This window comes from Sinorhizobium sp. FG01 (assembly GCF_002531875.1).
GTDB lineage: Bacteria > Pseudomonadota > Alphaproteobacteria > Rhizobiales > Rhizobiaceae > Sinorhizobium > Sinorhizobium fredii_C.
On the sequence record NZ_NWTB01000003.1, the window covers coordinates 450,001 to 476,937 of the forward strand.

General features: G+C 61.0%; 30 protein-coding genes and 1 pseudogene. 8 read left to right on the plus strand and 23 right to left on the minus strand.

Annotated elements, in window-relative coordinates:
• Positions 1-117 precede the first annotated feature (117 nt).
• From CO656_RS04870 to CO656_RS04885, 4 genes are all read left to right on the plus strand, one after another.
• Positions 118-1,527 (plus strand): adenylate/guanylate cyclase domain-containing protein, encoded by a 1,410-nt coding sequence (locus CO656_RS04870; RefSeq protein WP_097524969.1) that lies wholly within the window; start codon positions 118-120, stop codon positions 1,525-1,527.
• A 45-nt stretch (positions 1,528-1,572) separates the two neighbouring features.
• Complete coding sequence (locus CO656_RS04875; protein WP_234819689.1) at positions 1,573-1,866, plus strand: hypothetical protein; 294 nt, start codon at positions 1,573-1,575, stop codon at positions 1,864-1,866.
• A gap of 106 nt (positions 1,867-1,972) precedes the next feature.
• Entirely contained in the window at positions 1,973-2,632 is a 660-nt protein-coding gene (locus tag CO656_RS04880; RefSeq protein ID WP_097524970.1) for a dihydrofolate reductase family protein, read from the plus strand.
• Positions 2,633-2,770: 138 nt separating this feature from the next.
• Positions 2,771-3,190 (plus strand): CBS domain-containing protein, encoded by a 420-nt coding sequence (locus CO656_RS04885; protein WP_097525073.1) that lies wholly within the window; start codon positions 2,771-2,773, stop codon positions 3,188-3,190.
• 78 nt (positions 3,191-3,268) lie between these two features.
• Here the strand turns inward: CO656_RS04885 and CO656_RS04890 are convergent, their stop codons facing one another.
• Positions 3,269-3,532, minus strand: a complete 264-nt coding sequence (locus CO656_RS04890; protein WP_097525074.1) for a hypothetical protein — start codon at positions 3,530-3,532, stop codon at positions 3,269-3,271.
• A 378-nt stretch (positions 3,533-3,910) separates the two neighbouring features.
• On the opposite strand from CO656_RS04890, the gene CO656_RS04895 reads away from it, so the two are divergent.
• Complete coding sequence (locus CO656_RS04895; protein ID WP_097524971.1) at positions 3,911-4,543, plus strand: TerC family protein; 633 nt, start codon at positions 3,911-3,913, stop codon at positions 4,541-4,543.
• Between the two features lie 334 nt (positions 4,544-4,877).
• Here CO656_RS04895 and CO656_RS04900 read toward each other — a convergent pair whose 3' ends face one another.
• The 4 genes from CO656_RS04900 to CO656_RS04915 all read right to left on the minus strand — a co-directional run bounded on the left by CO656_RS04900 (position 4,878) and on the right by CO656_RS04915 (position 10,750).
• Positions 4,878-7,484, minus strand: coding sequence for a mechanosensitive ion channel family protein (locus CO656_RS04900; RefSeq protein WP_097524972.1), 2,607 nt, complete (start codon positions 7,482-7,484; stop codon positions 4,878-4,880).
• Between the two features lie 202 nt (positions 7,485-7,686).
• Positions 7,687-8,154: a GFA family protein gene (locus CO656_RS04905; RefSeq protein ID WP_097524973.1), complete on the minus strand. Its 468-nt coding sequence runs from the start codon at positions 8,152-8,154 to the stop codon at positions 7,687-7,689.
• Between the two features lie 86 nt (positions 8,155-8,240).
• Entirely contained in the window at positions 8,241-8,801 is a 561-nt protein-coding gene (locus CO656_RS04910) for a DUF924 family protein (protein ID WP_097524974.1), read from the minus strand.
• Between the two features lie 173 nt (positions 8,802-8,974).
• Positions 8,975-10,750, minus strand: a complete 1,776-nt coding sequence (locus tag CO656_RS04915) for an SLC13 family permease (RefSeq protein ID WP_097524975.1) — start codon at positions 10,748-10,750, stop codon at positions 8,975-8,977.
• Between the two features lie 333 nt (positions 10,751-11,083).
• On the opposite strand from CO656_RS04915, the gene CO656_RS04920 reads away from it, so the two are divergent.
• Together CO656_RS04920 and CO656_RS04925 are read left to right on the plus strand one after the other, a co-directional pair.
• Positions 11,084-11,362, plus strand: a complete 279-nt coding sequence (locus tag CO656_RS04920) for a hypothetical protein (protein WP_097525075.1) — start codon at positions 11,084-11,086, stop codon at positions 11,360-11,362.
• Positions 11,363-11,394: 32 nt separating this feature from the next.
• Positions 11,395-11,685 (plus strand): hypothetical protein, encoded by a 291-nt coding sequence (locus CO656_RS04925; protein WP_037423529.1) that lies wholly within the window; start codon positions 11,395-11,397, stop codon positions 11,683-11,685.
• Positions 11,686-11,761: 76 nt separating this feature from the next.
• Here the strand turns inward: CO656_RS04925 and CO656_RS04930 are convergent, their stop codons facing one another.
• The 6 genes from CO656_RS04930 to CO656_RS04955 all read right to left on the minus strand — a co-directional run bounded on the left by CO656_RS04930 (position 11,762) and on the right by CO656_RS04955 (position 16,086).
• Positions 11,762-12,100: a DUF1515 family protein gene (locus CO656_RS04930; RefSeq protein ID WP_097524976.1), complete on the minus strand. Its 339-nt coding sequence runs from the start codon at positions 12,098-12,100 to the stop codon at positions 11,762-11,764.
• Positions 12,093-12,344 carry a hypothetical protein gene (locus CO656_RS30725; RefSeq protein WP_234819691.1) on the minus strand — a complete coding sequence of 84 codons (252 nt, stop codon included), beginning with the start codon at positions 12,342-12,344 and terminating at the stop codon, positions 12,093-12,095. The genes CO656_RS04930 and CO656_RS30725 overlap by 8 nt, the downstream gene beginning before the upstream one ends.
• 120 nt (positions 12,345-12,464) lie before the next feature.
• A complete protein-coding gene (locus CO656_RS04945; protein WP_234819692.1) occupies positions 12,465-13,310 on the minus strand; it encodes a glycoside hydrolase family 108 protein in 846 nt (281 codons plus the stop codon).
• A 93-nt stretch (positions 13,311-13,403) separates the two neighbouring features.
• Positions 13,404-14,711 carry a calcium-binding protein gene (locus CO656_RS04950; RefSeq protein WP_234819693.1) on the minus strand — a complete coding sequence of 436 codons (1,308 nt, stop codon included), beginning with the start codon at positions 14,709-14,711 and terminating at the stop codon, positions 13,404-13,406.
• Positions 14,712-14,923: 212 nt separating this feature from the next.
• On the minus strand, positions 14,924-15,259 hold the full coding sequence (locus CO656_RS29595; protein ID WP_052035560.1) for a hypothetical protein: 336 nt from the start codon (positions 15,257-15,259) through the stop codon (positions 14,924-14,926).
• Positions 15,260-15,327: 68 nt separating this feature from the next.
• Entirely contained in the window at positions 15,328-16,086 is a 759-nt protein-coding gene (locus CO656_RS04955) for a TylF/MycF/NovP-related O-methyltransferase (protein WP_037386506.1), read from the minus strand.
• Positions 16,087-16,404: 318 nt separating this feature from the next.
• On the opposite strand from CO656_RS04955, the gene CO656_RS04960 reads away from it, so the two are divergent.
• Entirely contained in the window at positions 16,405-17,247 is an 843-nt protein-coding gene (locus CO656_RS04960; RefSeq protein ID WP_097524980.1) for a glycosyltransferase family A protein, read from the plus strand.
• A gap of 136 nt (positions 17,248-17,383) precedes the next feature.
• On the opposite strand, the gene CO656_RS04965 is transcribed toward CO656_RS04960, so the two are convergent.
• The 12 genes and pseudogenes from CO656_RS04965 to CO656_RS05015 all read right to left on the minus strand — a co-directional run bounded on the left by CO656_RS04965 (position 17,384) and on the right by CO656_RS05015 (position 26,815).
• Positions 17,384-17,878, minus strand: a complete 495-nt coding sequence (locus tag CO656_RS04965; protein WP_097524981.1) for a hypothetical protein — start codon at positions 17,876-17,878, stop codon at positions 17,384-17,386.
• A 1-nt stretch (position 17,879) separates the two neighbouring features.
• Positions 17,880-19,091 carry a hypothetical protein gene (locus CO656_RS04970; RefSeq protein WP_097524982.1) on the minus strand — a complete coding sequence of 404 codons (1,212 nt, stop codon included), beginning with the start codon at positions 19,089-19,091 and terminating at the stop codon, positions 17,880-17,882.
• A gap of 90 nt (positions 19,092-19,181) precedes the next feature.
• A complete protein-coding gene (locus CO656_RS04975; RefSeq protein ID WP_097524983.1) occupies positions 19,182-20,531 on the minus strand; it encodes a tail fiber domain-containing protein in 1,350 nt (449 codons plus the stop codon).
• 7 nt (positions 20,532-20,538) lie between these two features.
• A complete protein-coding gene (locus tag CO656_RS04980) occupies positions 20,539-20,985 on the minus strand; it encodes a GNAT family N-acetyltransferase (protein WP_097524984.1) in 447 nt (148 codons plus the stop codon).
• On the minus strand, positions 20,982-22,610 hold the full coding sequence (locus CO656_RS04985) for a hypothetical protein (RefSeq protein WP_179864700.1): 1,629 nt from the start codon (positions 22,608-22,610) through the stop codon (positions 20,982-20,984). Before CO656_RS04985 ends, CO656_RS04980 begins: the two co-directional genes overlap by 4 nt.
• Positions 22,607-23,209, minus strand: a complete 603-nt coding sequence (locus tag CO656_RS04990) for a hypothetical protein (protein WP_097524986.1) — start codon at positions 23,207-23,209, stop codon at positions 22,607-22,609. The genes CO656_RS04985 and CO656_RS04990 overlap by 4 nt, the downstream gene beginning before the upstream one ends.
• On the minus strand, positions 23,206-23,802 hold the full coding sequence (locus tag CO656_RS04995; protein ID WP_097524987.1) for a hypothetical protein: 597 nt from the start codon (positions 23,800-23,802) through the stop codon (positions 23,206-23,208). The genes CO656_RS04990 and CO656_RS04995 overlap by 4 nt, the downstream gene beginning before the upstream one ends.
• Positions 23,799-24,122, minus strand: a complete 324-nt coding sequence (locus CO656_RS05000) for a hypothetical protein (protein WP_097524988.1) — start codon at positions 24,120-24,122, stop codon at positions 23,799-23,801. Before CO656_RS05000 ends, CO656_RS04995 begins: the two co-directional genes overlap by 4 nt.
• Positions 24,119-24,295: a hypothetical protein gene (locus CO656_RS30145; protein WP_165914035.1), complete on the minus strand. Its 177-nt coding sequence runs from the start codon at positions 24,293-24,295 to the stop codon at positions 24,119-24,121. Before CO656_RS30145 ends, CO656_RS05000 begins: the two co-directional genes overlap by 4 nt.
• A gap of 66 nt (positions 24,296-24,361) precedes the next feature.
• Positions 24,362-25,329, minus strand: a pseudogene (locus tag CO656_RS05005) (DUF5309 domain-containing protein).
• A gap of 147 nt (positions 25,330-25,476) precedes the next feature.
• Positions 25,477-26,421, minus strand: coding sequence for a hypothetical protein (locus CO656_RS05010; RefSeq protein WP_097524989.1), 945 nt, complete (start codon positions 26,419-26,421; stop codon positions 25,477-25,479).
• 157 nt (positions 26,422-26,578) lie between these two features.
• Positions 26,579-26,815, minus strand: a complete 237-nt coding sequence (locus CO656_RS05015; protein ID WP_037423463.1) for a hypothetical protein — start codon at positions 26,813-26,815, stop codon at positions 26,579-26,581.
• Between the last annotated feature and the right edge of the window lie 122 nt (positions 26,816-26,937).

The window sequence follows — 26,937 nt, forward strand, 5'->3', positions numbered from 1 at the left end:
TACCCTCATCCTGGCCGGCGAAAGCAGGAGCGCCCCTCTTTCTCTAAGCGGCCGCTCGCCTTCGTTAGACAAGACAAATCGCCTGACCACGCGTCAGTTTCCGTATAGAATGCCGGCATGGGTGAAGCTCAGACGCTATTCGAAGTGCTGCGCCAGTCTGTGAAGCCGAAGGTCGCTAATGCCTTCGAGCGGCTGGTTCGCGATGCGCCCGACCGCAAGCTCTGCCGCATCAATGCGCTCGGCTTTGCTAGCGCCGAGGGGCTCGACGAGGAAGAAACGATCGCGGGCTTCCTGCACGCCTCCCGGCTCGGCATTTTCGAGCTTTCCTGGAATGTCCTCTGCCCCGGCTGCGGCGGCGTGCTCGATGCCAATACGTCGTTGAAGACGGTGCAGAGCACCGAATATACCTGTGCGCTCTGTGCTGCAGGCTACGAGCCGACCCTCGACGAGATGGTCGAGGTGACCTTCACGGTGAGCCCGCGGGTGCGCCACGTCGAGGCACACAATCCGCACGAGTTGCCGCCGATCGAATATTTCCGCCAGATGTATTGGGGCTCCGGCATCGATCTGCCCGAGGACGACTACGAGGAGAAATTCGACGAGTTCATTATCGAGACGCTGGAACTGCCGCCGGGCGAAAAGGCGGTCATCTCGCTGCAGCTGCCGGCGGAATTCGTCATCGTCTTCGAACCGGTGACGCATGCGGCGCAGTTCCTGGATGTCAGCGGCGAGCCGACCAGGGAACGACGCAATCTTTCCCTCGTCTTCGACCGCGCGCACCGGCATGCCGAAACGCTGAAGATGCAGCCCGGCCCGCTTCGCATTCAGGTGGAAAACCATGCGGAGGTCCGCACCCTCCCCTCGGTCTGCATGGCCAACGAGACGCTGCACGGCATGCTCGGCCGCCGGCGGCCGTTCCTCACCGCCAAGCGGCTGCTCTCCAACCAGACCTTCCGCGACATTTACCGCACGGACATGCTCGACGTCGACCAACGGCTGAAGATCACTAGCCTGACCTTCCTTTTTACCGACCTGCGCGGTTCGACCGAGCTCTACGAGCGCGTCGGCGACCTGGCCGCATTCGATCTGGTGCGGGCGCATTTCCGGGTCCTGAACGAGATCGTTGCGGCCGAGGCCGGCGCCGTCGTCAAGACGATCGGCGACGCCGTGATGGCGACCTTTCCGACACCGGACCGGGCGGTCGCCGCGGCCATGCGGATGCGCGACGCCATGCGCAAGCTCAATGACGAACGCGGCAGCGAGGACCTGCTCCTGAAAATCGGCATCCACGAAGGACCGTGCATCGCCGTCAATTTGAACGAGCGGCAGGACTATTTCGGCCAGACCGTCAACATCGCCTCGCGCGTCCAGCATCTGGCCACGTCGCGCGAGATCTTCGCGACCGGCTCTGTGCTCGAAGACCCGCGAGCCTCCAACCTGCTTTCGGATCGGGGTCTGAGCCCGATGTCACACAATGTCACGCTGCGCGGCATTGCCACCGAGATCAGCATCTTCGCCATTCCGTGAGGCCGCGACTGAGAAAGGTGCCGCACTCCTGGAGTCCATCGTTCAGTGGACGTTCAGGCTCGGAGGCCCACTCTGGCGGGAGTGAAGGAGGAAGCCATACGTATCCTGCCGTTTCTATTTGTCGCCGCAGCGATGACAACCGGAAAGGCCGAGGCCGGCAGTCAATCGTCGAACACGAGCTCGAACAGTTCATCCAACAACGGAGTCGTCAACGAGCGGATCGTCGACACCTACTGCGAGGACGGCTATTGCGAACGCCGCGTCTGGCGCCGGACCTATCGCGAGGGACGCCGTGGTGGCGAAGGAGAATGGCGCCGCTATTTTTATCATGAGGACTGACCTGATCGATTTTGGAAGTTAGGCCGAAATTGTCGCTGGCGGCTGTCGGAATCAGCCCCCGCCATCCGTCTTAGTCGATATCAGGAGGCGACTAAGGAGAGCGATAATGAGAAAGATCATCGTTGGCGCATTCGTAAGTCTGGACGGAATCATGCAGGCGCCGGGGGGACCGCACGAAGATCCCGTCGGCGGCTTCAAATATGGCGGCTGGGCCTTCCCCTATTTCGACGAGGCCATGGGACAAGCGGTGGACGAGATGTTCGCCAAGCCGTTTGACCTCCTGCTTGGCCGGAAGACCTATGAGATCTTCGCGGCGCATTGGCCCTATGCCGGCGCGGACGACCCGATCGGCTCATTGTTCGACCGCATCACCAAATACGTCGCGACGCGCAATCCGGACCTGAAGCTCGACTGGAAGAACAGTCAGACATTGGGCAACGACGTGCTTGCTACACTGCAAGAACTGAAAGCTGAGCAAGGACCGGACCTGCTGACGCAGGGCTCGACCGATTTCCTCCAGACCCTTTTCCGCCATGACCTGGTGGACGAGATGTATATCTCGTACTTTCCCGTCATTCTCGGAAAGGGCAAGCGACTGTTCGGCGAAGGCACAGCGCCAATGGCGCTGAAACTGGTAAGTTCGAAGCTTTCCGGAACCGGCGTCACGGTCAACAAATATATCCGCGGAGGACCGGTCGTCACCGGTTCATTCGAATTCGATCAGCCATCCGAAGCGGAACTCGAACGGCGACGAAAATTGACGTGAGCGATTTTCGCGACTGTGGACCGCATCTTTTCCACGAACGTGTAAAGTTCGTGCCGAATTCGCATCGAAACACCGGATTCCAACGATTGGCCATGTTTCAGGCGTGTAATGCGGCTGAGTATAGCAAGGGAGGATATGATGAGAACCGAAGAAGCGATGCATTCCGGTGTTCGTTGGATCGGCCCGGACGCGGATCTGCGAACCATCGCGCGGATCATGAAGGAGGAAGACATCGGCGCGCTGCCGGTCGGCGAGAACGATCGCTTGATCGGAATGGTAACCGATCGCGATCTCACTCTGCGTGCATTGGCGAACGGCCGCGACGTCTCCTCGCTGACGGCTCGCGACGTTATGACCAGGGAGATCGTCTATTGCCGCACCAATGAATCCGTCGAAGACGCCATTCACCTGATGGAGTCGAAGAAGATCCGGCGGCTGCCGGTGATCAACGATGACAAGCGCATGGTCGGCATGCTGTCGCTGGGCGACATTTCCCACTGCACCAGCCAGCAATTGGCAGGCGAATTGGTCAAGGCAGTCAGCGCTCACCACGCCTGAGCCATTGGACACAATTGTCCAGCATTAAGGAGCGGCGGGGCACCACGTCCCGCCGCCTTCACGCGACCGGCTGTTCAGTTACTTCACCACAACGGAGCCGTTGACGATTTCGATGGTCTCGTCGCCTTGAAGGCCAATATGGTCGCCACTCGGCGCGGTCACGAAGCAGCCGCTCGGGCAAATCATTTCCGTAGCGCCGGAATCGACGACCACCTCTATCCGGCCTTCTCCCTCGACGATCACCAATATGGCGGATTCGCCATCCTTGTTGGTCACCATTGCAGCGTTCGCGACGCCAGCGGCAAACATGCCGCAAAGCAAGGCAGCAACAACTGTCTTCATCGCCATCGGCGCGCTACCCGCGCGCCGCCCCCCTTTGGCCGGTCACCCTTTCGCCCCGTGGCAAAAACTACCGGCCCCCCCTTCAGCCGACGCCAACCTAGACAATGGCCGGTTGAATTGCATGCTTTTTATGAGAGAACTGCTGAATAGGCGCTGAATGGCGCGTTGAGCTGTCGTTCAGAAGCACGAAGGCGGGCACTTGTTATCGTGTTCTTCGACACGGGGAAGCGAAGCCCGAGGCGGGGCAATTTGCCGATCTCCGCAATATCTTTGGACGAGATCTCCAGCTGCCCCTTGATCCGGCGATTGTTGACGGTCTATGCGTTTGCGACGCCGGCCCGGCGTTTCGGGGATCAGGGTATACAAGGATTATAGCTTATGGAGATTTTCACGTCCGCCGGACTATTGGCGCTTATGCAAGTTATCGTCATCGACCTCGTGCTTGCCGGGGACAACGCCGTCGTGATCGGCCTCGCGGCAGCGGGCCTGCCGATCGAGCAGCGCAAAAAGGCCATTCTCGTCGGCATTATCGCGGCGACCGTGCTTCGCATCGTGCTTGCGGCCTTCACGGTCCAGCTTCTGGCCATCATCGGCCTTCTCCTCGCCGGCGGCATTCTCCTGCTTTGGGTCTGCTGGAAAATGTGGCGGGAGATTCGTTCAGGCGGCCATGAAGAGCTTGGATTGGACGACGCCAACGCACCGAAGAAGACATTCAGGCAGGCCGCGACCCAGATCGTCGTGGCAGACGTGTCGATGTCGCTCGACAACGTGCTTGCGGTCGCAGGCGCCGCACGCGAGCATCCGACCGTCCTCGTCTTCGGGCTCATGCTCTCCATCGCCTTGATGGGCGTTGCGGCAACCTTCATTGCCAAGCTGCTCGCCCGCTACCATTGGATCGCCTATGTCGGCCTGGCGATCATTCTCTACGTCGCTCTCGATATGATCTATCGCGGCGCCTTGGAGGTATGGCCACACGTCGCGCCGGTCGCCCAGGCCATGGCCGGGCTCTGACAGCATGTTCCGGAACCGGCGCGTGGACGCGCCGGTTCCGGCACTGCGGCGATAACCTTGCGGCGCCGAAGAGCATCTGCAAGTCGCCTACACGGCGCCGTGCATCCTCAGACGCCACAGTGCACGACAGCAGCATGAATACGCCTTGTCGTCTACCGTACGCACTGCTCTTCTCCCTCATTCCTGTGCTTGTCACAGGAATCCAGCAGTTAAAAATCTTCTGCGCTGCCGACGCGCCGTCGCTGTGACAAGCACATGAGGGCGTGCCACCGTCGTTTACTGCGGGGCGCTGTAGCACTTCGAATTGCTACCGAAGCTTCGAAATTCATTCGCGTTAGCGGCTGCTGCTGCGCGCACCGAAGGACCGGCGGCGCGTCTCGCTCTCCTCCGCCTGAATCTCGGTTTTGTCTTCCTCAGCCGCTGGTAGCTCGATGTCGGATGGCGTCGCCTCCTCCGGCGTCGTGTCCTCTACCCTCACAGGGAATGGGGCGCCGATCTCCTCGTCGCGGAAACGCTCGTAAATCGAGACACGGATGTCGTTGCGGACGTTGCCCGCCGTCAGCACGTCGGCGACATAGATGCGCAATTCGAAAGTCATGCGCTCGTCGCCGAAGGCCGTGAAGCCGACATTCGGCGCCGGATTCTTGAGGACCATCGGATGGGCGGCGGCGATTTCGTGCAGCAGCTCGATGACCCGGCGCGGATCGCTGGCATAGCTGAGCGTGATGGTAATTTCGGAGCGACCAAGCTTGTTTCGGTGCGTCCAGTTGCCGACCGATGCGTTGATGAGCAGCGAGTTCGGCATCATGATCGACTGGTGCTGGAAGGTTTCGATCTCGGTCGCGCGGACGGAAATGCGCCGGACGAAGCCCTCGGTCGTGCCGCTGACGATCCAGTCGCCGACCTTGAAGGGCCGCTCGACGAGCAGGATCAAGCCCGAGACGAAATTCGAGACGATGTTCTGCAGGCCGAAACCGACGCCGAGCGAGAGAGCACCGGCGACGAGAGCGAGGCTTGAAAGATCGATGCCCGCCGCCGACAGGCCGATGAGGCCGGCAAGGCCGACGCCGATATAGCCGATGCCGGTGCGGATGGAATTGCGCACGCCGGCATCGACACGGCTACGCGCCATGACGTTGCCGTCGATCCAGCGCTGCACCCAACGGGTGACGACAAAGCCGATCGCGAAGAAGAGCACGCCCGCAAGAAGGCCGACCAGCGAGATCGTAATCGTTCCGATCCGGATCTCGGTAACGAACCGATAGACCCAGGATTCGATATCCGCGATTTGGAAGCCCCATTGCAGCAGGATCAGCGGGATGAAAAACAGCGCGACGAGCGCATATATGCCGAGGCCGGCGACAAGGCCGATCTGGTCGAGCCCCACCTGTTCCAGTTTGAAGCGACGTTCGAGATAGCGTCCCCCGACCGTTTCCGCGAAGGCGCCCTGTTTGGAGACCGATCGACCGGTGAGAATGCCGATATACATCGTCACCAGGATGGCGCCGGTAACGATGATCTGCGTGGCAATGAACCGCGCCAGGCCGACATACCCGGCAAGGGCTATTGCAATCAGCCCTGCTCCCAACAACAGCAGCGACACGGAAATGAACCGCGGCCACGGACGACCGGGTGCGTCAAACGGCTCGTCCTGCCTGAGCGTCGGGCGGATCCATGCCATCGACATCAATATCAGCCCGATGATGATCGATGCGAGAAAGCTCTTGGCGACGGTCAGCAGGACCGGCGAACCAAGGGAATCGCTGATGCTTCCGAGCAAGTAGTCGAGGCCGTTGACCAGCGCCATGGCAAAGATCGGCGCCATCAGCATGCGCGCACCGCGATCCGAAACGCGCACGAGACGCCAGCTCGAGCGCGCTGGCGACAGCACGGCACTCGCCAGCCTGGTGACGAAGAAGACGGCAACACCCATGCCAAGCGTAACCGCAATGATCGGTGCTATGTCCGGCCGCAAGACATTGAAGCTGCTCAGGAAGAAATAGCTCGAGGTTGCGAAGGCGATGAGCGCCATGGTCGGAATAAGCGTGGACCAGAAGGCCAGCGAAAGCTGCCGGAAATAAGTGGGCTCGTCCTGCTCCTCGTGCTGCAAAATGAACGGCGAGAAAAACCTATAGCCCCCGACGAGAAAAATCATCGCCCCGCAGAGCGAAAGAAAGATCGCGGTCAAGAAGGGAATGCGCTTGTAGTTCCACGCAAACGTCAGCCAGCTGCTGACGCTGCGCCACAATGCCCTGCTCTCGTCAGCGGTGGTCGTGATCGCCTCGCTCAACATCGCCACGGAAACCTCGGTGCGCTTCAGCAGGGTGTTGGAGAACAGCGCGCGGCGGGTGGCAGTGATGCCGTTGGCGAGCTTCCTGGCCTCAACGGAAAGATTTTCCGCTCTCCCGGTCAGAGCGTTGATGGCGCCGCGCTCGGCCAGCAGGCGCTTTCGCTCCTCGGTGACGATTGCCGCCTCGGGCGGCTGGCCCTCGCCCGGCGGATCGCCCAACTCGGCAAGCCGCGCCTTGATTTCGTCGAGACGCGACCGCGTCGCCACCGATGCCGAGATGATCTGCTTCGACAGCTCGTCGACCTGGACCTTGAGTTCGGCAAGCAACGTATCGTCATCGGCAGCGGCGCCGACACGATCGGCCAGCCGCTTGAGCTCTCGGTCAGCCTGGTCGAGCTGGTCTTCCGCCTGCTGCAGCAAGGGTGAAGCATTTGCCGGGGCCTCGTCGGCTTCGCCTTGGGCCGCCGGAGCGGGTGGCGCGGACTGCGCTTCCGGACTCGGTTGGGGCGGCTGCGCAGGCGTCGGCGTCGAAGGCGCGGCCTGTTGCGGTTGCGCCGCCTGCTGGGCCGTCGCCGTGCCGCCCCCGGCGAGCGTCAGCACGACGAACGAAATGGCAATCGAGAGAACGGTCAATTTCGCAGCGGAATGCAATTCGATATCCTTCGAAATCCGGGAGCCACACAGACGAAATCGCCTGAGCGATCAGCTCGTCTCCTGTGCATAGGCAAGACGGCGAAAAGATGCAAAAGCCGCCCCGGAGCGATGAATTTCTACGTGAATCGGCGCCAATTCACAATTGTTTCACAGCACCCAAGTCCGAGACGAGGCGTTCTTCCGCAGACAAAGCGACGTTCTACGAGTCGGGCTTCCCGGCCCATTCCGCATATCCTTGCAGCAGGCCCTCATACTCCTCCATCGCCGGAATGGTTTCGTAGCTATGGACGGCGGACGTGGCCGCCCATGGCAATTTCTCGCTTGTCCAGGTCTCGATGAAAGGCGCGAACCAGCTGGCGTCGTCGAGCATCGTCGCACGAAGGTTCACGAACCAATCCATCCCTTCGGGGCGGGTGAACATCCAGCTCATGCAGTGCGGGCAAAAATAGTGGCGCGTCGCGCCGTGCAGTCCGCCGATCACCGGGTCTCCCTTGGTTACCGCGAAGCCCTCGCTCGGGACCGCGACGCTTAATGAGTAAGCGCTCGCCGTCATGCGCTGGCACCCCGTGCAATGGCAGGCCATGGTGACAAGCGGCGGAGCGCTGACCTCGATGCGCACCCGTCCGCAGCGGCACCCGCCCTCCCACGGCAGCCTTTTCATGCTCATGGCGTTTCTCCCTTGCGTGATGTCCGCTGTCCTTGCGTCTGTTGAGACCACAAGCGGCGCAGTTGACCTGTATTAGCACGATTGGTCTAGAAGCCCGCCCCCGGCTGCGCGAGATACTCCTCTTCGGCCGGCGTCGAAGTGCGCCCCAAGATCGCGTTGCGATGCGGAAAGCGCCCGAACCGTTCGATCACCTCCCGGTGGCGAATGGCATAGTCGAGATAGCCGGGGTCGCCGAGCGCGGTAAACAGCTTCACCGACATCGTCTGATCGGTGAGGTTCTCGGAGTGTTCGAACGGCATGTAGAAAAACGGACGCCATTCCGCCGGCACCGCAATATCGGCACTGGCCCCTATGGCGAGCTTTGCCTCGCGCAACGCGAGGCAGTCGGTCGCATAGGCGAGTGGCGAGCCTCGATACATGTTGCGCGGCAACTGATCGAACAGGATGATCGCGGCGAGCCGATTGCCCGGCGTCTGGCGCCAGCCATCGTCGAGGTTCCGTGAAAGTGCCAGATGCGATGCCTGAAAGCGCTGCACGCACTGACGATCGAGTTCGGTGCTCGGCGTGAACCAGTGGTCATAGGAAAGCTCCGTGAACCAGAACTCCAGCACCTCTTCCGGCGTGCAAATTTCCGCCCCATCGTTCATGTGACCGCCTCTCGTGACTCGCTCTTCAGATAGGAGCCGATCTTGCGGTTTCCACCGTCGATCTTCAATGCCGCCCATTCACTCTTCAGCGCCGCCTCTGCTAGCGGACCTCCAACAGGCCCGAAGGCGAGCGGTCGCCGGACAGAGGCAACAAGATCAGCGAGGATCTTTCCTTATCTAAGCGGCCAGACCCACATCAGCATCGGCACGGCGACGAGGATGATGACGATGGAGAGCGGCAGGCCGAGCCGCGGATAGTCGCCGAAGCGATAGCCGCCTGGCCCCATCACCAGCGTGTTGCACTGGTGGCCGATCGGCGTCAGGAAGTCGGAACCGGCGCCGATCGCCACCGCCATCAGGAAGGCATCAGGCCTGTAGTCCAGCGCCGATGCGAAGCTCGCGGCGATCGGCGCCATGACGAGCACCGTCGCGGCATTGTTGAGAAACGGAGTCACAGCCATGGCCGCCACGAGGATGAGCATGAGCGCGCCGGCCGGAGGCAGGTTGACCGCTATGCCGCTCAACCAGCTCGCTATCAGGTCTGAGCCGCCGGTCGTGCGCAACGTGTCGCTGACCGGGATCAGCGCCGCTAGCATGACGAGGATCGGCCCGTCGACGGCCCGATAAACCTCCCGCAGCGGAATGACGCGAAAGACCACCATGGCAAGCGCTGCGGCAAAGAAAGCAACCTGCACCGGCAGAATGCCGACCGCCGTCGCGCCCATGGCCGTCGCCAACACGATCAGCGGCACGGGGGCACGTCGGGTGGTCCCGAGCAGGATGTCCCGCTGGGCGAGCGGCAAGCAACTGAAATCCTGAAGGAACGCCGGCAGTTCCGCACGCCGGCCCTGCAAGACGACGATGTCGCCGGCCCGCAGCCTTATGCTACCGAGGCGCTGCTTCAGCCGTTCGCCTTGGCGGCTCACGGCAAGCAGGTTGATATTGTGATTGTGAAACAGGGCGAGCCGCTCCGCAGACATTCCGACCAGCGGCGAGCCGCTGGCAATCACCGCTTCGATCGCCTCAATCTCCGCCCTCGCCGTCTCGGTGGACGTTGGCGATCGATCGCCAGAGATTTTCAGTTTCGCCTGGGAAACGATGCGGTCCAGCGCAGCAGGGCCGCCTTCAAGCAGCAGAATGTCATCGGCCTCGATGACCACGTCGGGGAGCGGCGCCAGGTGAGTGCCGCGACGGAAGATGGCGATGACGACGGCGCCGCCGTCGCCGAGCTTCACGAGGTTGCTGAGCGACTTGCCGATCGCCGGGGAACCGGGGGCCGCCATAGCCTCGGACGTATAATCGGTGATTTCGATCGCGTGCTGCACCGAGACCTGCTGGCTTTTTCGCTCCGGAACAAGCCGATAGGCAAAGAGCAGAAAAATCGCCCCGACCAACGCCAGCGAGGCGCCGACAGGCGTGAAATCGAACATGCTGAAGCTTTCGCCGGTCAGTTCCTGCCGCATACGCGATACGACAACGTTCGGTGAGGTGCCCACCTGCGTCATGAGCCCGCCGATCAGCGCGCCGAAGGCCATGGGCATCAGGAAGACCGAAGGCTGCACGTTCGAGCGCCGGGCGAATTGGAAGGCGACCGGCATCATGATGGCAAGCGCGCCGATGTTCTTGATGAAGGACGAAAGGACCGTAACGGTTACCACCAGCAGCGCGAGCTGTGCCCTCACCGAATTGAGCTCCGGAAGGAAGCGCTGGATCGCCGCATCGACGATGCCGGATCGCGCGACGCCGGCGCTGACGATCAGCGCGCTGCCGACGATGATCACGATATCGTCGCTGAAGCCGTCGAAGGCGTGGTCGTAGGGTACGATGCCGACGGCGACCGCGAGCATCAGCGCCGAACAGGCTACGACGTCATAGCGGAAGCGGTCCCAGATGAAGAAGACCATCATCGTGCCAATGACGAGAAACGAAAGAGACTGCTCGACAGTCATGCAAAACACCTGCGGCGGACTGGTCGCGACATGCCAACAAGGACGCCCGCAGGGCGGCAACGCGTCATCGCCTGAAAAGGTCCACGCTCCCCCCGGGACGTCGCTGATTGCGTATCCGGCTGCCCTAAATCATTCAATCCTCCCGTTCTGCGCAACCGAAATGTTCGAGAATTTGAACTGAAATATTGTGTTTCACCAGAAATCCGCAGAAACGCGTTCCGCTCTTTGATCGTTGCGGCTTCGGGAATACAATGATGCACCAGTTAAACGTGCAGGAAGCTCCTGCAGATGCCGGCCTTGCAGCGGCGTCGCGCCCGAGCGGAGAACATCGCCATGCGGAGTGCCCTTTCCGCGATTTTCGCAGCTTTGATGCTCGGCGCTTGCAGTACGACACAGACCGTCGGCTATGGGCCCAATCTGGAGCCGATCCCCGGCAGCATCACCTATGGCGGCCAGCCGCGCACAAAGCTCACCAAGGCGCCGGTCGGCAGCACCGTGCCGCACCGCTTCTTCGACGATTTTGGGCGCCGCGTCTCGGAAACCTATATAATTGAACCGGATCGCTCGCTGCGGCTGACGAGCCGGCGCATCGACTACGATATCTTCGACTGACTCGGCAGGAACTCTGCAATTCGGAGATTGCCATGAAACACACACTTCCCACGCTCTGCACGGCCCTCTTGCTTGCCGGCTGCGAGATGACGACATCCTCGGTCGGCTACTCGCCCTACCTTGAACCCATTCCCGGCAGCATCACTTACGGCGGCCAGCCGCGCACGAAACTCACCAAGGCGCCGGTCGGCAGCATCGTGCCGCACCAGTTCATTGGTCCGTTCGGTCGTCGCGTTTACGAGACCTATGTGATCGAGCCGGATCGGTCGCTGCGGCTGGTCAGCCGGCGCTATCGGGATTTCCTGCTTTTCGACGACGACTGACGCGAAAGAGCCGTTCGAACCGGGCGACGAGGGCCAGCTTCCCGAAGGCGCCGGGGGTTTGCGCACCGCACATAAGCTACGCTGCCCTGATCAGCATGATCGCCCGCCGGGCCGCATCCGCGAAGGTGACGCCGAGTGCCGCGCCACCGATGCCGATGACGCCAAGCGCCCCCATGCCTATCAGCTTCCATTTGCGGACGTCCTCGGTCACCGGCTTCATCTCGACGATGTCGTCCTTGACGAGCGTCATCGACGTCTCGAGCGTTCCAACCCGTTCGACGAGTTCGTCCATGCGCCGATCCATGGAGTTTCGCCCGGCGTCGGACCTGTCCTCCGCACGGCGGAAATCCTCCCGCAGGTTTTTCACCTCGGCAATCAATGTCCCAAGCTGTTGGTGGACCGTGGCGTCAACCATCGCGGAGCTCCCCGTGTCTCGTGCATTCGCTCTTTACCCAGACCGAAGCGGCACAAAGGCCGACCACCGTCCTGTCAATCCTGCGCTGGTCTGCCGCCGTCGCGCCGCGAGCACCGACGAGGTCAGTGCCGACCACGCCGCGCAGGCCGCTCACATTTGCCGGCGCCGAAGTTCCACAACCCGCCAGAATGAGAGCAGGCATCATAGTCAAGGCGCTTTGTATCAGCGCTATTCGCCGCTTCATTGTTTTGCCTTTCGACGGAGTTTCTGACGCCGTCGCCGCCCTGCCGGTAGATCCAGACAAGAACACCGGCGACGACAGCCAGCGTGGCCGCAGCCGCGACCATGCGCGCACTCGAGAGCATTACCCCGCCTCCCGCACACGCCGCACGAAATACCAGAGCCCGAGGCCGGCACTGGCAACCATGATCGCGGCTAGCGCCCACTGCACTGGACCGTTGCCAGCGATGATCGCACCTCCGGCAGTGAGAATGCTGCCGATCGGCCCCCATGCCTCAGGCTTCTTCAGGATCTCGCGGAGGCCCGTATCGCGGCTATCGGCCTTGGCGGCAGCCTCCGGCGGCGTTTGCGGCTTCTCCACGGTCTGGCCGCCGGCGTCAGCCGCCAGGCTCGCGGCATTTCCAACCACACCCAGCTGATCAGCCCATTCACCCTTCGGGTCCTTGCCGGTGATGCGAATGGTCCAGCCGCGACCGTTGACCGGAAAGCCAGTCTTGGCATTCGTGAGCGATCGCAGGAAACGCATGTAGGCGTCGCAATAGGCATGGACCAACGTGCTTACGCCGCCTGGATACTTGCGCACAGCCCCGAGCGTCTGCTCGCCTACATGCCCGTCCTCGCGCACGCCGAGGACGCTCTGCAGGATCTTCACGGCTCTCGAAGGACCGGACATCCCACCGCTATTGAACACGGCATAGTCAAGCCCCGGCGGAAGGAGATCGCCGCCGCACTGCGGCCAGAACGATCGCCGGTAAATGTCGACAGCCTCTTCGCGGCTCATTGCCCTGACCTGGTCCGCAGTGACCGATTTCACGCCACGGTGCGCCGCAAGCGTGGCGCCCGTGACGCCGTATTTCGTGCCGACGAGCGCACCATGCAGCCAGTTGCCGCGATCCGAGCTGCGATTCGAATAGCCGCCCTCATCCCCGAACATGAGTTCGAGGGCGACGGGAAGAGTTTCCCGAGCCATGCATCACCATCTTTTGTGAGAGGAAGTGTCTACCCATAGGCAATAAAAAACCCCGCCGGAGCGGGGTTCCCTGTGCAGTTGCGGTGAGCGCGATCAGAGGATGAAATAGTCCTTCGTCAGCGTCACGGCGTCATCCAGGTGGATCTTGAGGTCAGCAATTTTGTCGCCGTTCACGTCCCCGTAGATGTAGGTGTCGGAGGCTTGCTTCACGTATCGAACCTGCCCGGCCGTGCCCGTGAAAGTGGCAGTGCCGATAAACGCGAATGCCTGATTGCCGGCGGCCAGGGTGCTCGCATCGATCGAGGAAAGGTCAAGCCTGTCCTGCTCGCTGGTCATGAAGTCGAAGATCGAATCGAACGTCGATCCTGCAGACTCCGAAAGTGCCTTGAACACGAACCTGTCAGCGCCCGTGCCGCCGACCAGCCGATCGGCCCCGGCTCCCCCATAGACCAGGTCATTGCCCCAGCCTGCGCCGATGATGTCGTTGCCGGCGCCGCCGGAGATGCTGTTGGCGCCGGCCGTGCCATAGAGTTCGTCGGCGTACTTGGAGCCGATCAGGTGCTCGATTGACGAATAGCTATCCCCTTTCGCGTCTCCGGTGTTGGAGCTCGTCATGCCGAGGTTAGCGATGATCCCGGCCGCTGCGTTGGCATAAGAGGCGGTGTCGGATCCATTACCCCCATAGAGCTTGTCGCCGCCGGCGCCGCCGATCAGGGCGTCGTTGCCGTCTCCACCAGTGAGGATGTTGATCCCTGAGTTGCCGACAAGCAGGTCGTTGAAGCGCGAGCCAAGGAGGTTCTCGATAAAATAGTAGGTGTCACCCTTGGCATCGTTCGTGTTGCTCGCAGGTGCAATCAGGCTCGCCGTAATCCCGACCGAAGCGGTGGCATAGGAGGCGGTGTCACTGCCGGCCCCACCATCGATCCTGTCACTGCCTGTTCCGCCAATGATGGTGTCGTTGCCAGCATAGCCATAAAGGAAGTCGTTGCCGCCATTGCCGTTAACGACATCATTCCCGTCGAAGGCGTAAAGGACATCGGCAAGATTGCCACCCGAAATGGTGTCATTGCCTTTCAAAACTTCGATAATGACACCAAGATCATCACTGGTACCGACGGTCTGCGCGGCTGCGACAATCTTGGTAGCAGCGACCGACCCCTGCACGTTGAAGAGCTGCTGCCCGCTGTACCAGGCCGCATAGCTTGTGATCGTGCCGGTTATTGGCTCACCATAGGCGTTGTAAGTGAGGCCAGTGCCGCGGAAATCTTCAATGACACCGTTCGAATAATATACCCGAAAGAGCGTTCCTGTCTGGACGTAGGACGTCCCGTAATAGATCGTGCTGAAATCGAAATCGCTCATGTTGAGCGAGTAATTCGACGCCACTGAAATGTTTGCCATTTGTGCCCCCAATACCCTGTGGAGGCAAGCCATAAAACAGTTTTAGGTTGCGGGCAATCGGGATAACGCACGCCTCGAATCTCAGCAGGATCGCCCCGCACCGTTTTGTCCATGCTGTTAAAATCGGCCGAAGCGGATCAGGCAAGACTGCAAGGCGTAACGCGACACAGAGAAAAGCCCCGTCCCGCCGCGGGGCTTACAGCATTCAAAGATCAGCCAATCCTGGGGCAGCCCGGCTCAGCTCCGAAAATGATGCGATTGCGTTCTCCTCGCCGGCCGATGCCCTTCACCTCGATGACATCGTTCGATGTACGACCAATCCTAGGGTTGCGTAGGTAGCGTCGAGCTATATAGAGCGCCTGGCGCGTTGTGCATTGATAGGCTTCTGGCTCCTCGCGATAGTATCGGCGTGGTCGGTATTCTTCGTAGTAGCGAGGGCCACCGCGGCCGATATAGACGTCGAAGTCTTGCGAAAAGGTCACCTCCGGTGCAGTCAGGGTAGCGGCTGCAACAGCGGCGAGAAAAAGCCGGAACGGTAAACCTTTCATTTTCAGGTCTCCTCTTTTCATCACGCGTGATGCTAGAGCATCAATGATGAACGGAGGCCGAACGTTCCCTATTGCTTAATCATCAGTCCTTGTCCGGTGGGAAGGGTCAAGATTGATTGACCGTGGACAGCGGCAAACTCGTTCCACATAGCGTTCTGCTCTTCGCACCCGACAAAGGCATAATCGTCAAGCACAATGCTGGCTCCTGGGACGACCTTATCCCAAACCCGATCGATGCATTCCTTCTCGTATCGTGCGACATTAAGATCGATCGAGAGATAGGCGATTTTGCTGATCGGAATTCCATCAAGCGTCTGCGGCAGAAAACCCTTCACGAGCACCGCGTTCTGAAACTTCGCGAAATTGCGCTTGGCTATATCGTAGACATCGAAATAGATGCCCGCGTTGCGCCGCTTGGCCAGGACTGCTTCCTGAGCAGTCATCTCTCCTTCTGGAATTCCAGCGAAGGTGTCGAAAAGCCAGAACTTTCGATCAAGAGCGCCGAAATTGAGATACTCGCACACAGTCATCGAAAGCAGGCCGGCATTCACCCCGAACTCCACGAAATCGCCGTCGATCTTCATCGCGCGCTGTGCGGCGAAGCAGCAAGTGTGAGCTCGCCATCGGACGTCCGGCACTCGCTTGCGCTTCGCCCAAGCTTCCCTGTTGCCCGCTTCTGAAAACCTCCAGGCCGAAGCAAATTTTGGCTCGTTCATGAACTCTATATTCTTGTTCGTCACGCGAAATCCGTCTGCCTGGTAGCCCGGAAGGGACTCCTCTCCATTCACAAGAAAGCGGATGCGCCTTTTTAACTCGCGAATACCCATTTCCACCCCTTAGAAATTTTATCCATCCTTAGTTGCAGCTGAGTAGGTTGACAAGCGCTGGCCCCTCCGAGTTCGGACGTGCGCCAAAATCGCACTCCTGAACGTGGTGTAGATCCTGCGGTGGCCGACCGGCAGGCATGATGTGGGTCATCATTGTTACCTTTGTTGCTGGAAAGGACCGACGCGACGCGAACGCGCCGTCCTTGAATTTTCAGTAATGCCGACGACGAACTGCGCGTTCTGCGCGCTACGAATTCATTGACTCTTCCGAACGATCAGAACAGAGAAGGTCGCGCCGTTGCAAACTCCGAGGACCTTATGCCCAAATCGAAAGTCGTCGTCGTATTCCCCGTTTTCAACGGGGCTAGGACCTTGGAGATGAGTCTGCAATGCATTGCTGATCAGACATTTAGAGATTTTCACGGGGTTATTCTTGATAATAAATCAACAGACGACACACTTCGCGTGGCTGAGCAGTTCTGCAGAACCGATCGTCGCTTCACCGTGGTCAGAAACGAGCAGCATGTGAGCGCACCGGAAAACTTCGCTCGCGCAATCCAAATTGGCGCAGCGAAAGGCGAATATTTTTGTCTGCGTGCGTGCGATGACTACTCTTCTCTAGATTTCCTAGCATGTTTGGTCGAAGCACTTGATCGAGAGCCTATGAAATTGCTTGCGGCCTGCTCGACAAAACTAGTTGGACCGAACGGACATCGAATCAAATCTCCAGATAAATCTATCTTCGATTTCACCCCAGCATATTTGTCTGGGCGCGTACCAAGAAATCTAACGTTTCCGGCAGAATGGATTTACGGCCTCTACAGGGCCAGCGCGAAAGACTTACTAATGGCACGCTGGTTCGAATTGGGAAACCCGTGGTGTCTAGCATCCTATGTTATATCAGAGTTTGTCGTCCGCGATTTGGTGGTGTACGTTCCCGGACCAACATACGATTTCACCGAGGGATCGGGATCAGAGCAACGCTACGGAGCAAAGAGCCTCCGCGAACGACTCAGGCAGCGGTTGAGATACACTTTCGGATGCTACAAGTTAACTAAGAAGCTTCCGAAAGCTGGCTTCATCACAAGATTAAAGTTCTTTCGGATGTGCTGGAACGACGCAAGGAGAAAAACGCGTTACAAGATTTTCTGGTTTTTTTAATTAGGCATCACCTGACCACAGGAGTGTCATTGATTGCCTTTAGAGAACGTCATCGCCGGGCGTGCGGTGCCGTACTGGTGCGCAGACTAAAAAAGTTGACGGTGCCGAATTACTGACGGAACATTGCAAGAGCGTGTTAAAGATCGCGCGCGACAGTCCACATCGCATCGATTTGTATGTCGGTTAAGCCGAGTGCCGGACCTACGACTGCTATCAGCGGATTTAGTCGGCTAAACGAGGTAGCATATTCCCACTCAATCAGCGCCAGATCCTTTTCATGGCCAAGCGGCATTGTGTCAATGGCAGCCATTACTTGGGTGTGAGAAATCCCGGCGTGGATGAGTCCAAGACGCAATTGTCGCGCCGAAAGTGAGGGCATGGAAGCGCGTATCTGCTCTACCCCCGGCGGTGTGTGAGGCTGGATTGGAAAATTTGGATTGTCGGCGAGCCATTTTCGAATGATGGGGTTCAAACCGAAGCTATCATCGGGTCTCGACAGATATTCGCAGTCGTAGGTTTGACCGCTCACGTCGGTAAGATTGATCGACAGCTCGTAAGCGTCCGGCTCCTCCGTCGCAACGACCGCATGGACCAGGTTGAGCTCCATTCTACCGTGCATGGTACTAGTCATGTTACGCAGTCCTTTGAACGACAAGCCAATCAGCCGTAGCGACAATCCCCCGCACCCGCCAAGTACCTGAAAGCGCTGCGCCTGCCCCGGAATAGCCGCTTTGAACGTAGGCGTTGGTACTGTACAAACAGGGGATAACTGAAGCTTGCCGCGCAGGGTTGGATCCATTCTGCGCCATCGTGAGCACTGTCCCAATCGGGAAGCTGGTATTGGTAGATGAGCTTCCAGTATAAACTTCCGCCGCGACGAACCCCAGCGCATGCGTATGGCTCGTCCCGCTAACGGAATTTGTGGTTGAGTTGGTGATGTCGGATGGCGTGCCCAGCGTCAGCGTGCGGTTTGCCGAAATCGCGCCGCCGCCGGTAAGCCCGCTGCCGGCGATCACCTGTACCGCATTGCTTGCAGGCGTGTAGCCATAGAGCGCGTTGACGTCTGCAGCAGCGAGGTTGCCCGAATGCCAGACGGTGTTATGCGCCGCAACGGAGCTGTCGTAGAATTTCAACGCATCGGTGCTGTTCACATTCGAAAGGTACAAATAGTCGCCGGTCACGTCGTTGGCTGCGCGAAGACCGTCGCCATTCGCCGTGCCGTCGCGATGCTGAATGTAGCCCTGGCGCGCGGTCGCCTTCCAGAACCCGACATAGGGGTCGCCCGTCGCCGAGCCCACGAGTTTGACCGCTTCGCCATCCGTGGTTACGGCAATCTGTATGAAGTCGACATAGGCGCCATCGAGTCGAGCTGAGGGTACCGTGCCCGCCGTGAGATTCGATGCGTTATTGGCACCGAGCGTTGCCCGCGCCGCGGCAGCGTCCGCATCGTCGAGCACGGTCTGCGCAAAAGCTGAGACGCCCAACGTCGTAAGGGCGGCTCCGGCAGTCGCATCGTCCAGAAGTGTGCGCGCAAACGGCGTCAAAGCGGTCGTCGTATAGGCGTCCGCCGCGGTCGTGTAGATCATTTTGTCCGCGCCCGTTGCAAGTCCGGCAATCGAGGCGAGCGCCGCGCTCGCAGCCTGCGCGCCGAGAGCTGCGCGGGCGGCGCTGGCGCTTGTGGCGCCCGTTCCGCCCGCGGTGATCGGCCGCGCCGCATTGGCGTCGGCCGTCAGGTCGTCGATCAGCGCATTGTAGGGGACGCTCTGGATCGTGGTGTTCGGCACCCCCTTGGTGCCGGCCGGTGGGGAATAGACTCCGCCTGTCCTTGGCAAGATAGCCTCCATGAAAAAAGACCCCCGATGGGAGGCCCGCGAAACGAATGGAACATGGATTGGAATGGCGCCCGCCACCTCCGCACCTTGCCGCGGCTGCCTTTACTTCCGCCCCCTCCCCGCCGCGAAAAGCCGGCCATAATCCACCCGGCGCATACCGTCAGCCCCGCGCAGCACCGCCTCTGGCCGGGTCTTTTCCACCTCCTGCGCCATCACGCCGATATGCTTCGGCCCGGAGGTGGGTTCGCCCTTGTATTGGAACTCATAGAGGTTGTGGCCCTTGAGCCTGCCGACCTTCTCGATGTTCTTCTTGGCGCGGCGGTCGGACTTCGGAAGAAAGCCCAGCAGGGAGTCGAGCAAATTGCCGCCCGCCTGCTGCCGGGCGTTATAGGCCGCCATCTGGTTCTGGTAGTTCTGCTGCACCAACCCGGCATAATCGACCGGCTGGATCGACTGCCCCTGCGTCTGCACGAAATTCGGGCTCGTCACCTGTGCGCCTGAAAGCAGCGCCGCGATCTCGTTGATCGGCTGGTTGCGGCTCGCATATTGCTCGTTGAGATAGTTCGAGCGGGCGGTGTTCTGGGCATTGATCTGCGCCTGCTGAGCGTTGAAGCTCTGGTCCTGGAGCGCATTGTTGGCCGCCGTCGCCGATTGGCCGTTCTGGTACATCTGCTGGTTTGCGTTGTTGCCGAAATCGGCGTTCTGCAATGCCTGTCCGTAGGCCTGCGCCTGCGCCGCATTCTCGAAGCTCGCCTTCTGGTTCGCGACGTTGGCAAGCCGCGTCTGCTCCTGGCCGGCATTGAGCACGGCGGCGATGCGGGCGTCGTTCGACGTCCGGTTCGCCTCGTCGATCGCCCGGTTATAGGCCTCAGACCCCGGCTGCAGGCCCTGATTGGCAAGCCGCGTCTCCAGCGCCGCGCGGTCGCGCTCGAGCTGCGGATTGAGCCGGGCCATCAGCGCGTTCTCGTATGTCGAAGTATCGAAATCCGTCTCGTAGCTTCGCATGATGTCGCCGGCATTCCCGATGGAGGTCTGAAGCCTGGGCCCAGCAGCAAACTGCTGGTATTGCGGCAACCTCAGCTTCGAAGGGTCACCGGCGACCGGAGCTTTCGATATGTCCATCGGCTTGCCGAGCAGATCGTTCAGCCGGCTCGATTGCGATGTGGCGAGCGTCGCTAAGTTGAGGCTCGCCACATCGTTCTGATCCTTGATCTTCTGCTGCATCTCCGAAAGCTTCTGCGTCGCCGTCGCCACGGGCAGATCATAGACGTTGCCGCTCAGTGGATCGGTCCATTTCTGCGTCGTGTAGCTGTAGCTGAGGCTGCCGTCCGGCGTCACCTGGTTGACATTGCCCATATATCCGTTGGCAACGGCAGTGCCGATATTGGTGGCGGTCTGTGCCGCCGCCGTCGCCTTCGGATCGGGGGGCGTGGGAGCTTTTGACTTTCCGATAGCACACCTACCTTCGATTGACGGGATGTGCCCGCCAGTCGTTGTCTGTCAGAGTGAAGATGATTTCCGCCTCTTCCCGCCCGCGAAGGCGGGGGATGCGGTAGCTCGTGAACCCGAAGCGGCGGGCGATCGAGACCATGCCGCGGTTCTCTTCCGAGACGCGCAGCACCGCCATCTGGCAGCCGATCTCGTCGAATGGATAGCCGAACATGGCCTTCAGCACCGGCCGCGTCAGCCAGCGTTTGCTGGTGGCCGCGGCCGAAAGCTCGATGACGCCCGCTTCGGGCGAATAGTTGTGAAAGACGACGCCGGCGAGGAGCCTGCCCTCCTCCGTCACGCCGAGCGCCGTAAAGTCGGCAAACCCCCTCTCGCAGCCGTCGATCCGGTCGGCAACAAAAGCGGCGATCCCCTGATTGGTTGCAGGGTCGCCCGCCCCGCCCCAAATGATGTTCAAGCGCTCGCCTCCCCCGCTGCTACTTGCAACGTCGCGAGGTCCACTTCGATGTCGAGTTTCACCGCGCCGCCTGAGGTGATCACGCAACCGACGGCCAGCATGTCGCCGCTCGCCCGCACATTCTGGCGAAAATCGTAGCGCAGCGCCTCCGACACGCCGTCCCAGCGCGCCACATCCCAGAGGCCGACATCCCATTCCGGCGAACCCGCATCCCCCTCCGTCACCCGGGCGAAGGGCGGCACCCTCCGGTCGAAGTCGGCGCGGGCGAAGAGCTGCACCTTTGGCTTCGTCTTGGCGCGGAAATACATATGTGCCATCGTCGCCGCCGTCCGCTGACCGAACTGTCCGACCGGCGCGAACTGCGAGAGATAGGTGGCCGCGAAGGTCAGCCCGTCGTCGGTGCCGCCGGTGTCGCCCTGCCAGCAATAGCCCTCGCGCGAGCCGAAGAAGAGTCCGCCCTGCAGCGTCTCGAAGCAGTTGGCCCGCCAGTTGCTGATCGTCGCCCAGCGCCCGCTGAGCACATTCAGGACAAAGGTCTTGTCGCTCACGACGCTGTTCTCGGGAAAGGCGATGAAGACCAGGTTCTGTTCGGCCCACGGTTCCAGTGTCCAGCCGGAGCCGGTGGCGTTCGCCGCCCGCCGCCAGTCGTCCTCGATCGACCGCGAGACCGAGACCTGGATCAGAGCCTGCCGGTCGCGCTGAAACACCTGCGACATCGGCGTCAGCCCGTCCGAAGTCGCAATCAGCACGTCACCCCCAACGCGGATCCAGGCGTTCTTTCCAAGCGGCTTGCCGATCTGGTAGACGCCCTTCAACGCGAAGTCGCTGGCGCTGGAGGGGTCAGAGCCTGCATAGACGGCGATCTCCCCTTCCGTCGAGACGAAGACGCAGAGATCAGAAAGCCCGTCGCCGCTTTCGAGCGACCAGGAAAAGCCGGTGATGAGCGACCCGCCCTTCTTCATCACCCCGCCAAGCGGAAACACGGCCGCCGCGCCGCCGATCGCGTTCACCGGCAAATAGTAGGCGTCGAGCGTCGCGTTCTTCAGGAAGAATTCGCGGTTCTTGAACAGCCAGCCGTAGTTGAGCTGCGCCATGGTGGTCGAGTCGGAAAATGTGATCGTCGGCGTCGTCGTCCAGGTGGTGCCGTCATAGATGCGGCGCGTGTCGGCGCCATTGAGGCAGACGAGAAACGAGCCGCCGGCGGTCGTGTGTTGGAAGGCGCACCAGTCGCCGCCGGAAAGCCCGCCAACCGCCGCCGCAGTCGTTGCCGGCGGAGCGGCCGGCGCGGTCATATCGTAGATCGCGCTCTCCGTCGCCATGAACAGCTTTTCGTTGCTGCCGAACTTGTATTTGAAGGCGCTGCGGATGGCGCCGCCGTCGGCCGCAAGCCCGACCTTGCGCGAGCCGCCACGGATCCTGCAGCCGGCAAGCGTCGGCAGGAAGTTCGTGAGCACCGTGGCCGAGCCCGGGGTCTGCGATGCCATGTCAGCGGTCGTGACGAGCCCCTCTTTCGGAGCCGGGAATGTGACCGATTGCGAGGCCTGCGGCCGGCCGATTCTCGCCTGCCCCCGGTTGGTCTGCGCTAGGCGGCCCGGCCGGACTGTATTCGTGCGAACTGTCATCATGATGTTCCCCTGTCCGCGTTGATCTCCTGCAGGAGATCCGCCTCGAACTCTGCGAGGTTGTCTTCGAAGGAGAGGCCCTTCTGGCGCTTCCAGCGCCAGATCAGCCCCTTCTTCAGCAGCCGCTCGGGAATGAGCGTCGTGTCGTCGTCGGCCCGGAAGGTATCCCGCTCCTCGTAAGGATCGCCGAGTACCCAATTTTTCGAGACGTATTCGATCGTCGCACCGGCGGCGAAAGCGGCCGGCGAAAAATGCATCTCCCTGCCGCGGAGGTGGCAGTAGGGCTCTGCCGAGGCGATGCCGACGATCACCGCCCATTGCGCGCCGTTGGCGATAGGTCGGAAGAAGTGGCCGTCAGCCGCCCGCACCGCCCCGCCGGGCGCCAGCCGCTGATAGTCGGCAGGCAGGAGCTCCGGCGAAGCGGAGACGGCATGCGTCGTCAGCATCCTCTTCCAGTCGGCGCGCCGCGCAATCTCCGCACCCGCCTCCTCGGCCAGCGCCACCATCGTCTGCGCATTCGGATCGTTCGTGCCGTAAACGCTGTCGAAGCGGTCGAGCGAAACGATGTCCGCGACCTCGTTGATCACGGTCAGAAGCGTCATGGCGTCAGCCCTCCGATGGAGATTGCAGCATTACCGAAGCGCAGCCGCTCGTCGGCAAGCCCGAGCCCGGCTATCGCCTGTCGCTTCAGCGCCTCGGCCGCACCCGCCTTGGCTGCGTCCCGCTCCCAGATGGCTATCACCTCGACGAGCGCGTAGAGATAGACGTCCGGCGCCCTTTCGATCAGCCAGTTGCCTGGCGCTCCGGCCGTCAGCGGCGGGATTTTCGCGTAATAGGTCAGGTGGATGTTCTCGCCGCGCTTCGGCCGCACCTGGATGGCGCTGCCGACGATCGCGTAGCCGATCGGAGCACCGTCGGAGGTCACGTGATTGCTGAGTTCCTGCAGCGGCAGCGCCCGAAGCGCCCGGCCGCTGGCGGCAAGCACCTGCCGCGCCTCCAGGAAATCCGCCGGCAATCTGCCTTCGCCTTCCGTCAGCGGCACCGCCACCGTCTTCTCCATGTCGGCAACGCGCATCACGCGGTTGAGCTTGAGTTCGGCAAGCGCGAGAAAGCGTGGAAAAAGATGCGCGACGTCGTCCCGGCCGGAGTAGTCGCCTGCATCGACGAGAAGCGACGCATAATCGAATAGGGTCATAGATGTCCCTCGAAGCTGCGCCAGGCGCGGTTGTCGCCGTCGTTCAGCCACCGCTTCACATAGCGGTCGTCGCCTTCGGAATGCGCCCTGACCAGGCTTTCGGAATGCGCCAGGTTGAGCGGGACCGAGGCGACCTTGGTCCAGTCGCCGAAAGCGTTGCCGGCAGTTGCATGGCGGGTGAAGGCGTTCTGGCGGACGAGGTTTTCGACCGGATAGTCCGTCCGCCAATGGGTCCTGTTGCCGTCCTCCATCACCCAGACGGAGCGGCCGGTCTGAAAATCATAGTCGTAGAGCTTCCAGTCGCCGTCGCGTACAATCATCCTTCGTCACCTGGAAGAGGATCGTTGCGTTCGGCTTTGCCCTGTGCAATCAAGATCTTTGCCGCCTTGACCGGCAAATCGAGTACGGTGCCAGCTGGAATCCGTTCCTCGTCAATCGCCCAGGTATCATAGAGAAGTTTAACGGGTACCGTGGTGGTCTTTGTGTCTGCCATTCATTTCTCCCGAGACAGGGACCGACGCGCAGTTGGTGCGCTTGCGTCGAAATTGGGAACCTGGAACTAGCTGGCGGAACTCAGTCCGAAGAGGTCAGCGGCAACGCCCAGGCCCCTCTCGTTGTGCACCTTCAGCGTGCCCTCGCCGATGATGACGCCCTTGTCCGCATCGCCCGTCTTGGCGACGTCGCGGTCTTCCTGGATCTGGCGCAGCCACAGGAAGGAGAGCATGTCGGAGTCGATGAAAAAGGCGTTGCGGGCAACTCCGGCGTTCACCGCCTGCACCCGGTTCGGGTGAATCATCACCGTCCCGAATGGCCCTTCGTAGTAGTCCGCCGTCGCGACAATGGTGTTGCGCTCACCGCTTTGCGACACCGCATAGCGGAAAGGCGCGACGTTGCTGTCGGACATGAAGGTGACGAAGACGGATTTCACATACGGAGAGACGGAGACGTGACGGAAATTGGCGCCGTTCTGATAGCCCTGCTGCATCACAGCATCGAGGATGGCCTCGGCGCCACAGTCAGACCGGTGCCGACGTTAAAGCCGCCATTTGCGCCACCGGCGCCGCGAGAGACGTTGCTAATTGTCCAAGTGCTGAGCGACCCGAATTCACGGGTACTGCCGGCGACCGTTGCGTTAGTATCGACGATCGCGAACTCCACGTCCTTGCGAATTTCGACGCCCTTCTTTAGCTTCTGGTATTTCCGCTTCTGCACGTTACCAGCCTCAGCCGTCACCTCCTGCGTCGCGGAGATAATCCAGTCCTTGCGCATGATCTGGGTGTAGTTACCAAGCCGCATCGGCGGAGTGATCGTGCCGAAGGCGTATTCCTCGCCTTCTTCACGGATATTTGCGCCGGGCGCGGCAAGTTCGTCCGTCTCCCATTCCGGGTGATAGGTCGTGCACTTGCCCTTTTCGATCAGTGAATAGATGGGGGTATCTTCTGGAGTGATCCGCGACACCACGTCGGAAAGCTCCTCGCGGTTGCCGACGGCCTGCGTTGTCTGAAAGGTATTGGTGAGAACTGCCATTTGATGGTCCTTATGCGGTGACGTGATCCGTCGCCACGCGCCCGGACAGGCACATGGAAGGCGGTCACTGTGTCGAATGAAGGTGCATGCGAGCGATCGCTGAGCAGCGCTTCGTGAACGCTTGCCGCTCGGCCAACGCTTGTCGAATTACTCGAAATCGACCGCCATCGCGTCGCGGATCGATCCCGTTCTTGCAAGTCGCTGCATTGCCTCGCGGCTTTCGCGCTGCTGCCGCTGCGCCTGGTTCTTTGCTTTCATGCGCGGCGCGGCGGCAGGCGCCGCGGCCACCTTCTGCAAGGCCCTTGCCCGCGACCGTTCCGCAAGCAGGCCGAGGCGAGCGTAATGCGCGAGCTTGAACAGCCGATGATCGACGACCTCGCGCAACTCCTCGTCGGAAAAGCCGAGGTCCTTCGCCGCCTCGAAGGCTTCGGCGAAGAAGGCCTGCCGACCCTCGTCATGCCCGGTCTGCGGGAAAGCCTCGAGGAGTTTGGCATTTTCTGCCTCCAGCCTCTCCTCGCTCGCCGCGGCCTGAAGCTCCGCCGCAACGTCCGCCGGTTCTTCGCCCAGGGCCATCACCCGCGCAAGCTGTTCCCGCCCGGCCTGGTGTAGCGCCCACTGTCGCTGATAGGCATCCGGATTGTGGACCCGCAGTTCCTCCGGCGGCTCCAAGGGGATTTGGGCCGCAACCAGTTCCGCAACGGCACTGGCAGTTGCGGCGACCCTGCTGCTCATGCTTTCCAAGGCCCGCCCCCGCTTGGCGAGATCCTGAGTCTTATGGCGATAGTCGCGGTCCCGCATGTAGCCGAGCTTCAATTCCTTGAGCGGAACCTCTTCCCCGCCCTTGAGCGTGACGATCATGTTCTCGGCTTCATTCGTTGCCTCCTCCTCATCAGGAAGGGTTGGCTCTTCGCCTTCGACGTGGGCCTCGTCTCGCTCGTCGTCTACGGCCTCCTCGCCGTGCCGCTCTTCCTCGTCGTGCGGGTTCGCCTTGTGCGGCTCCCAGAAGTCGAGGTTGTCGATACTTGGGAGCTCATGCGAGTCGACAACGGCTTTGCTCCCGCCGGAAGGCGGGTTGGCACTATCGTTCATCATGGAAAGACCTCTTGAGAGAGATTCGGAGCGGAGGTGCCGCTTTCGCGCACTCCCGCACCGAGAAATTTGGGGAGATTTCAGATGCCGCCCCGATTTCATGAATCAGTTTGACAATGAGGCGCTTCAGGAAGGCAGGCCTGCCGCGCGGTGCACACCTTCACACCGGGGCGTTCATGCCTTCGGATTTGGCTTGCTCCGCGAAGAACTTCAGCCTTGCGCGGAAGTTGCGGACTGCCCGAGCTTCTGCCGCGAAGGCGGCGCGCGCTTCGTGGTCCGTGAGATTCGCGTTGATGCAGCCGTTGATGGCCGCCGCCTCCAACTCCTCCATCAAGCGCTCGAACAGCGGATTGTCGAGAAGCGCTCGCGCAGCCGCCTTTTTTTCTTCTGCCTTCATATCCAGTGCTCTTTCTTGCGAGCAGCCCGACGGACCAACCGAGCGGGCACACGGCAGTATGTTGATTCTCTACCAGTTGCTCGGAAAGGAGTGGTGCAAACACCCTCGGCTGCGCGAGGATG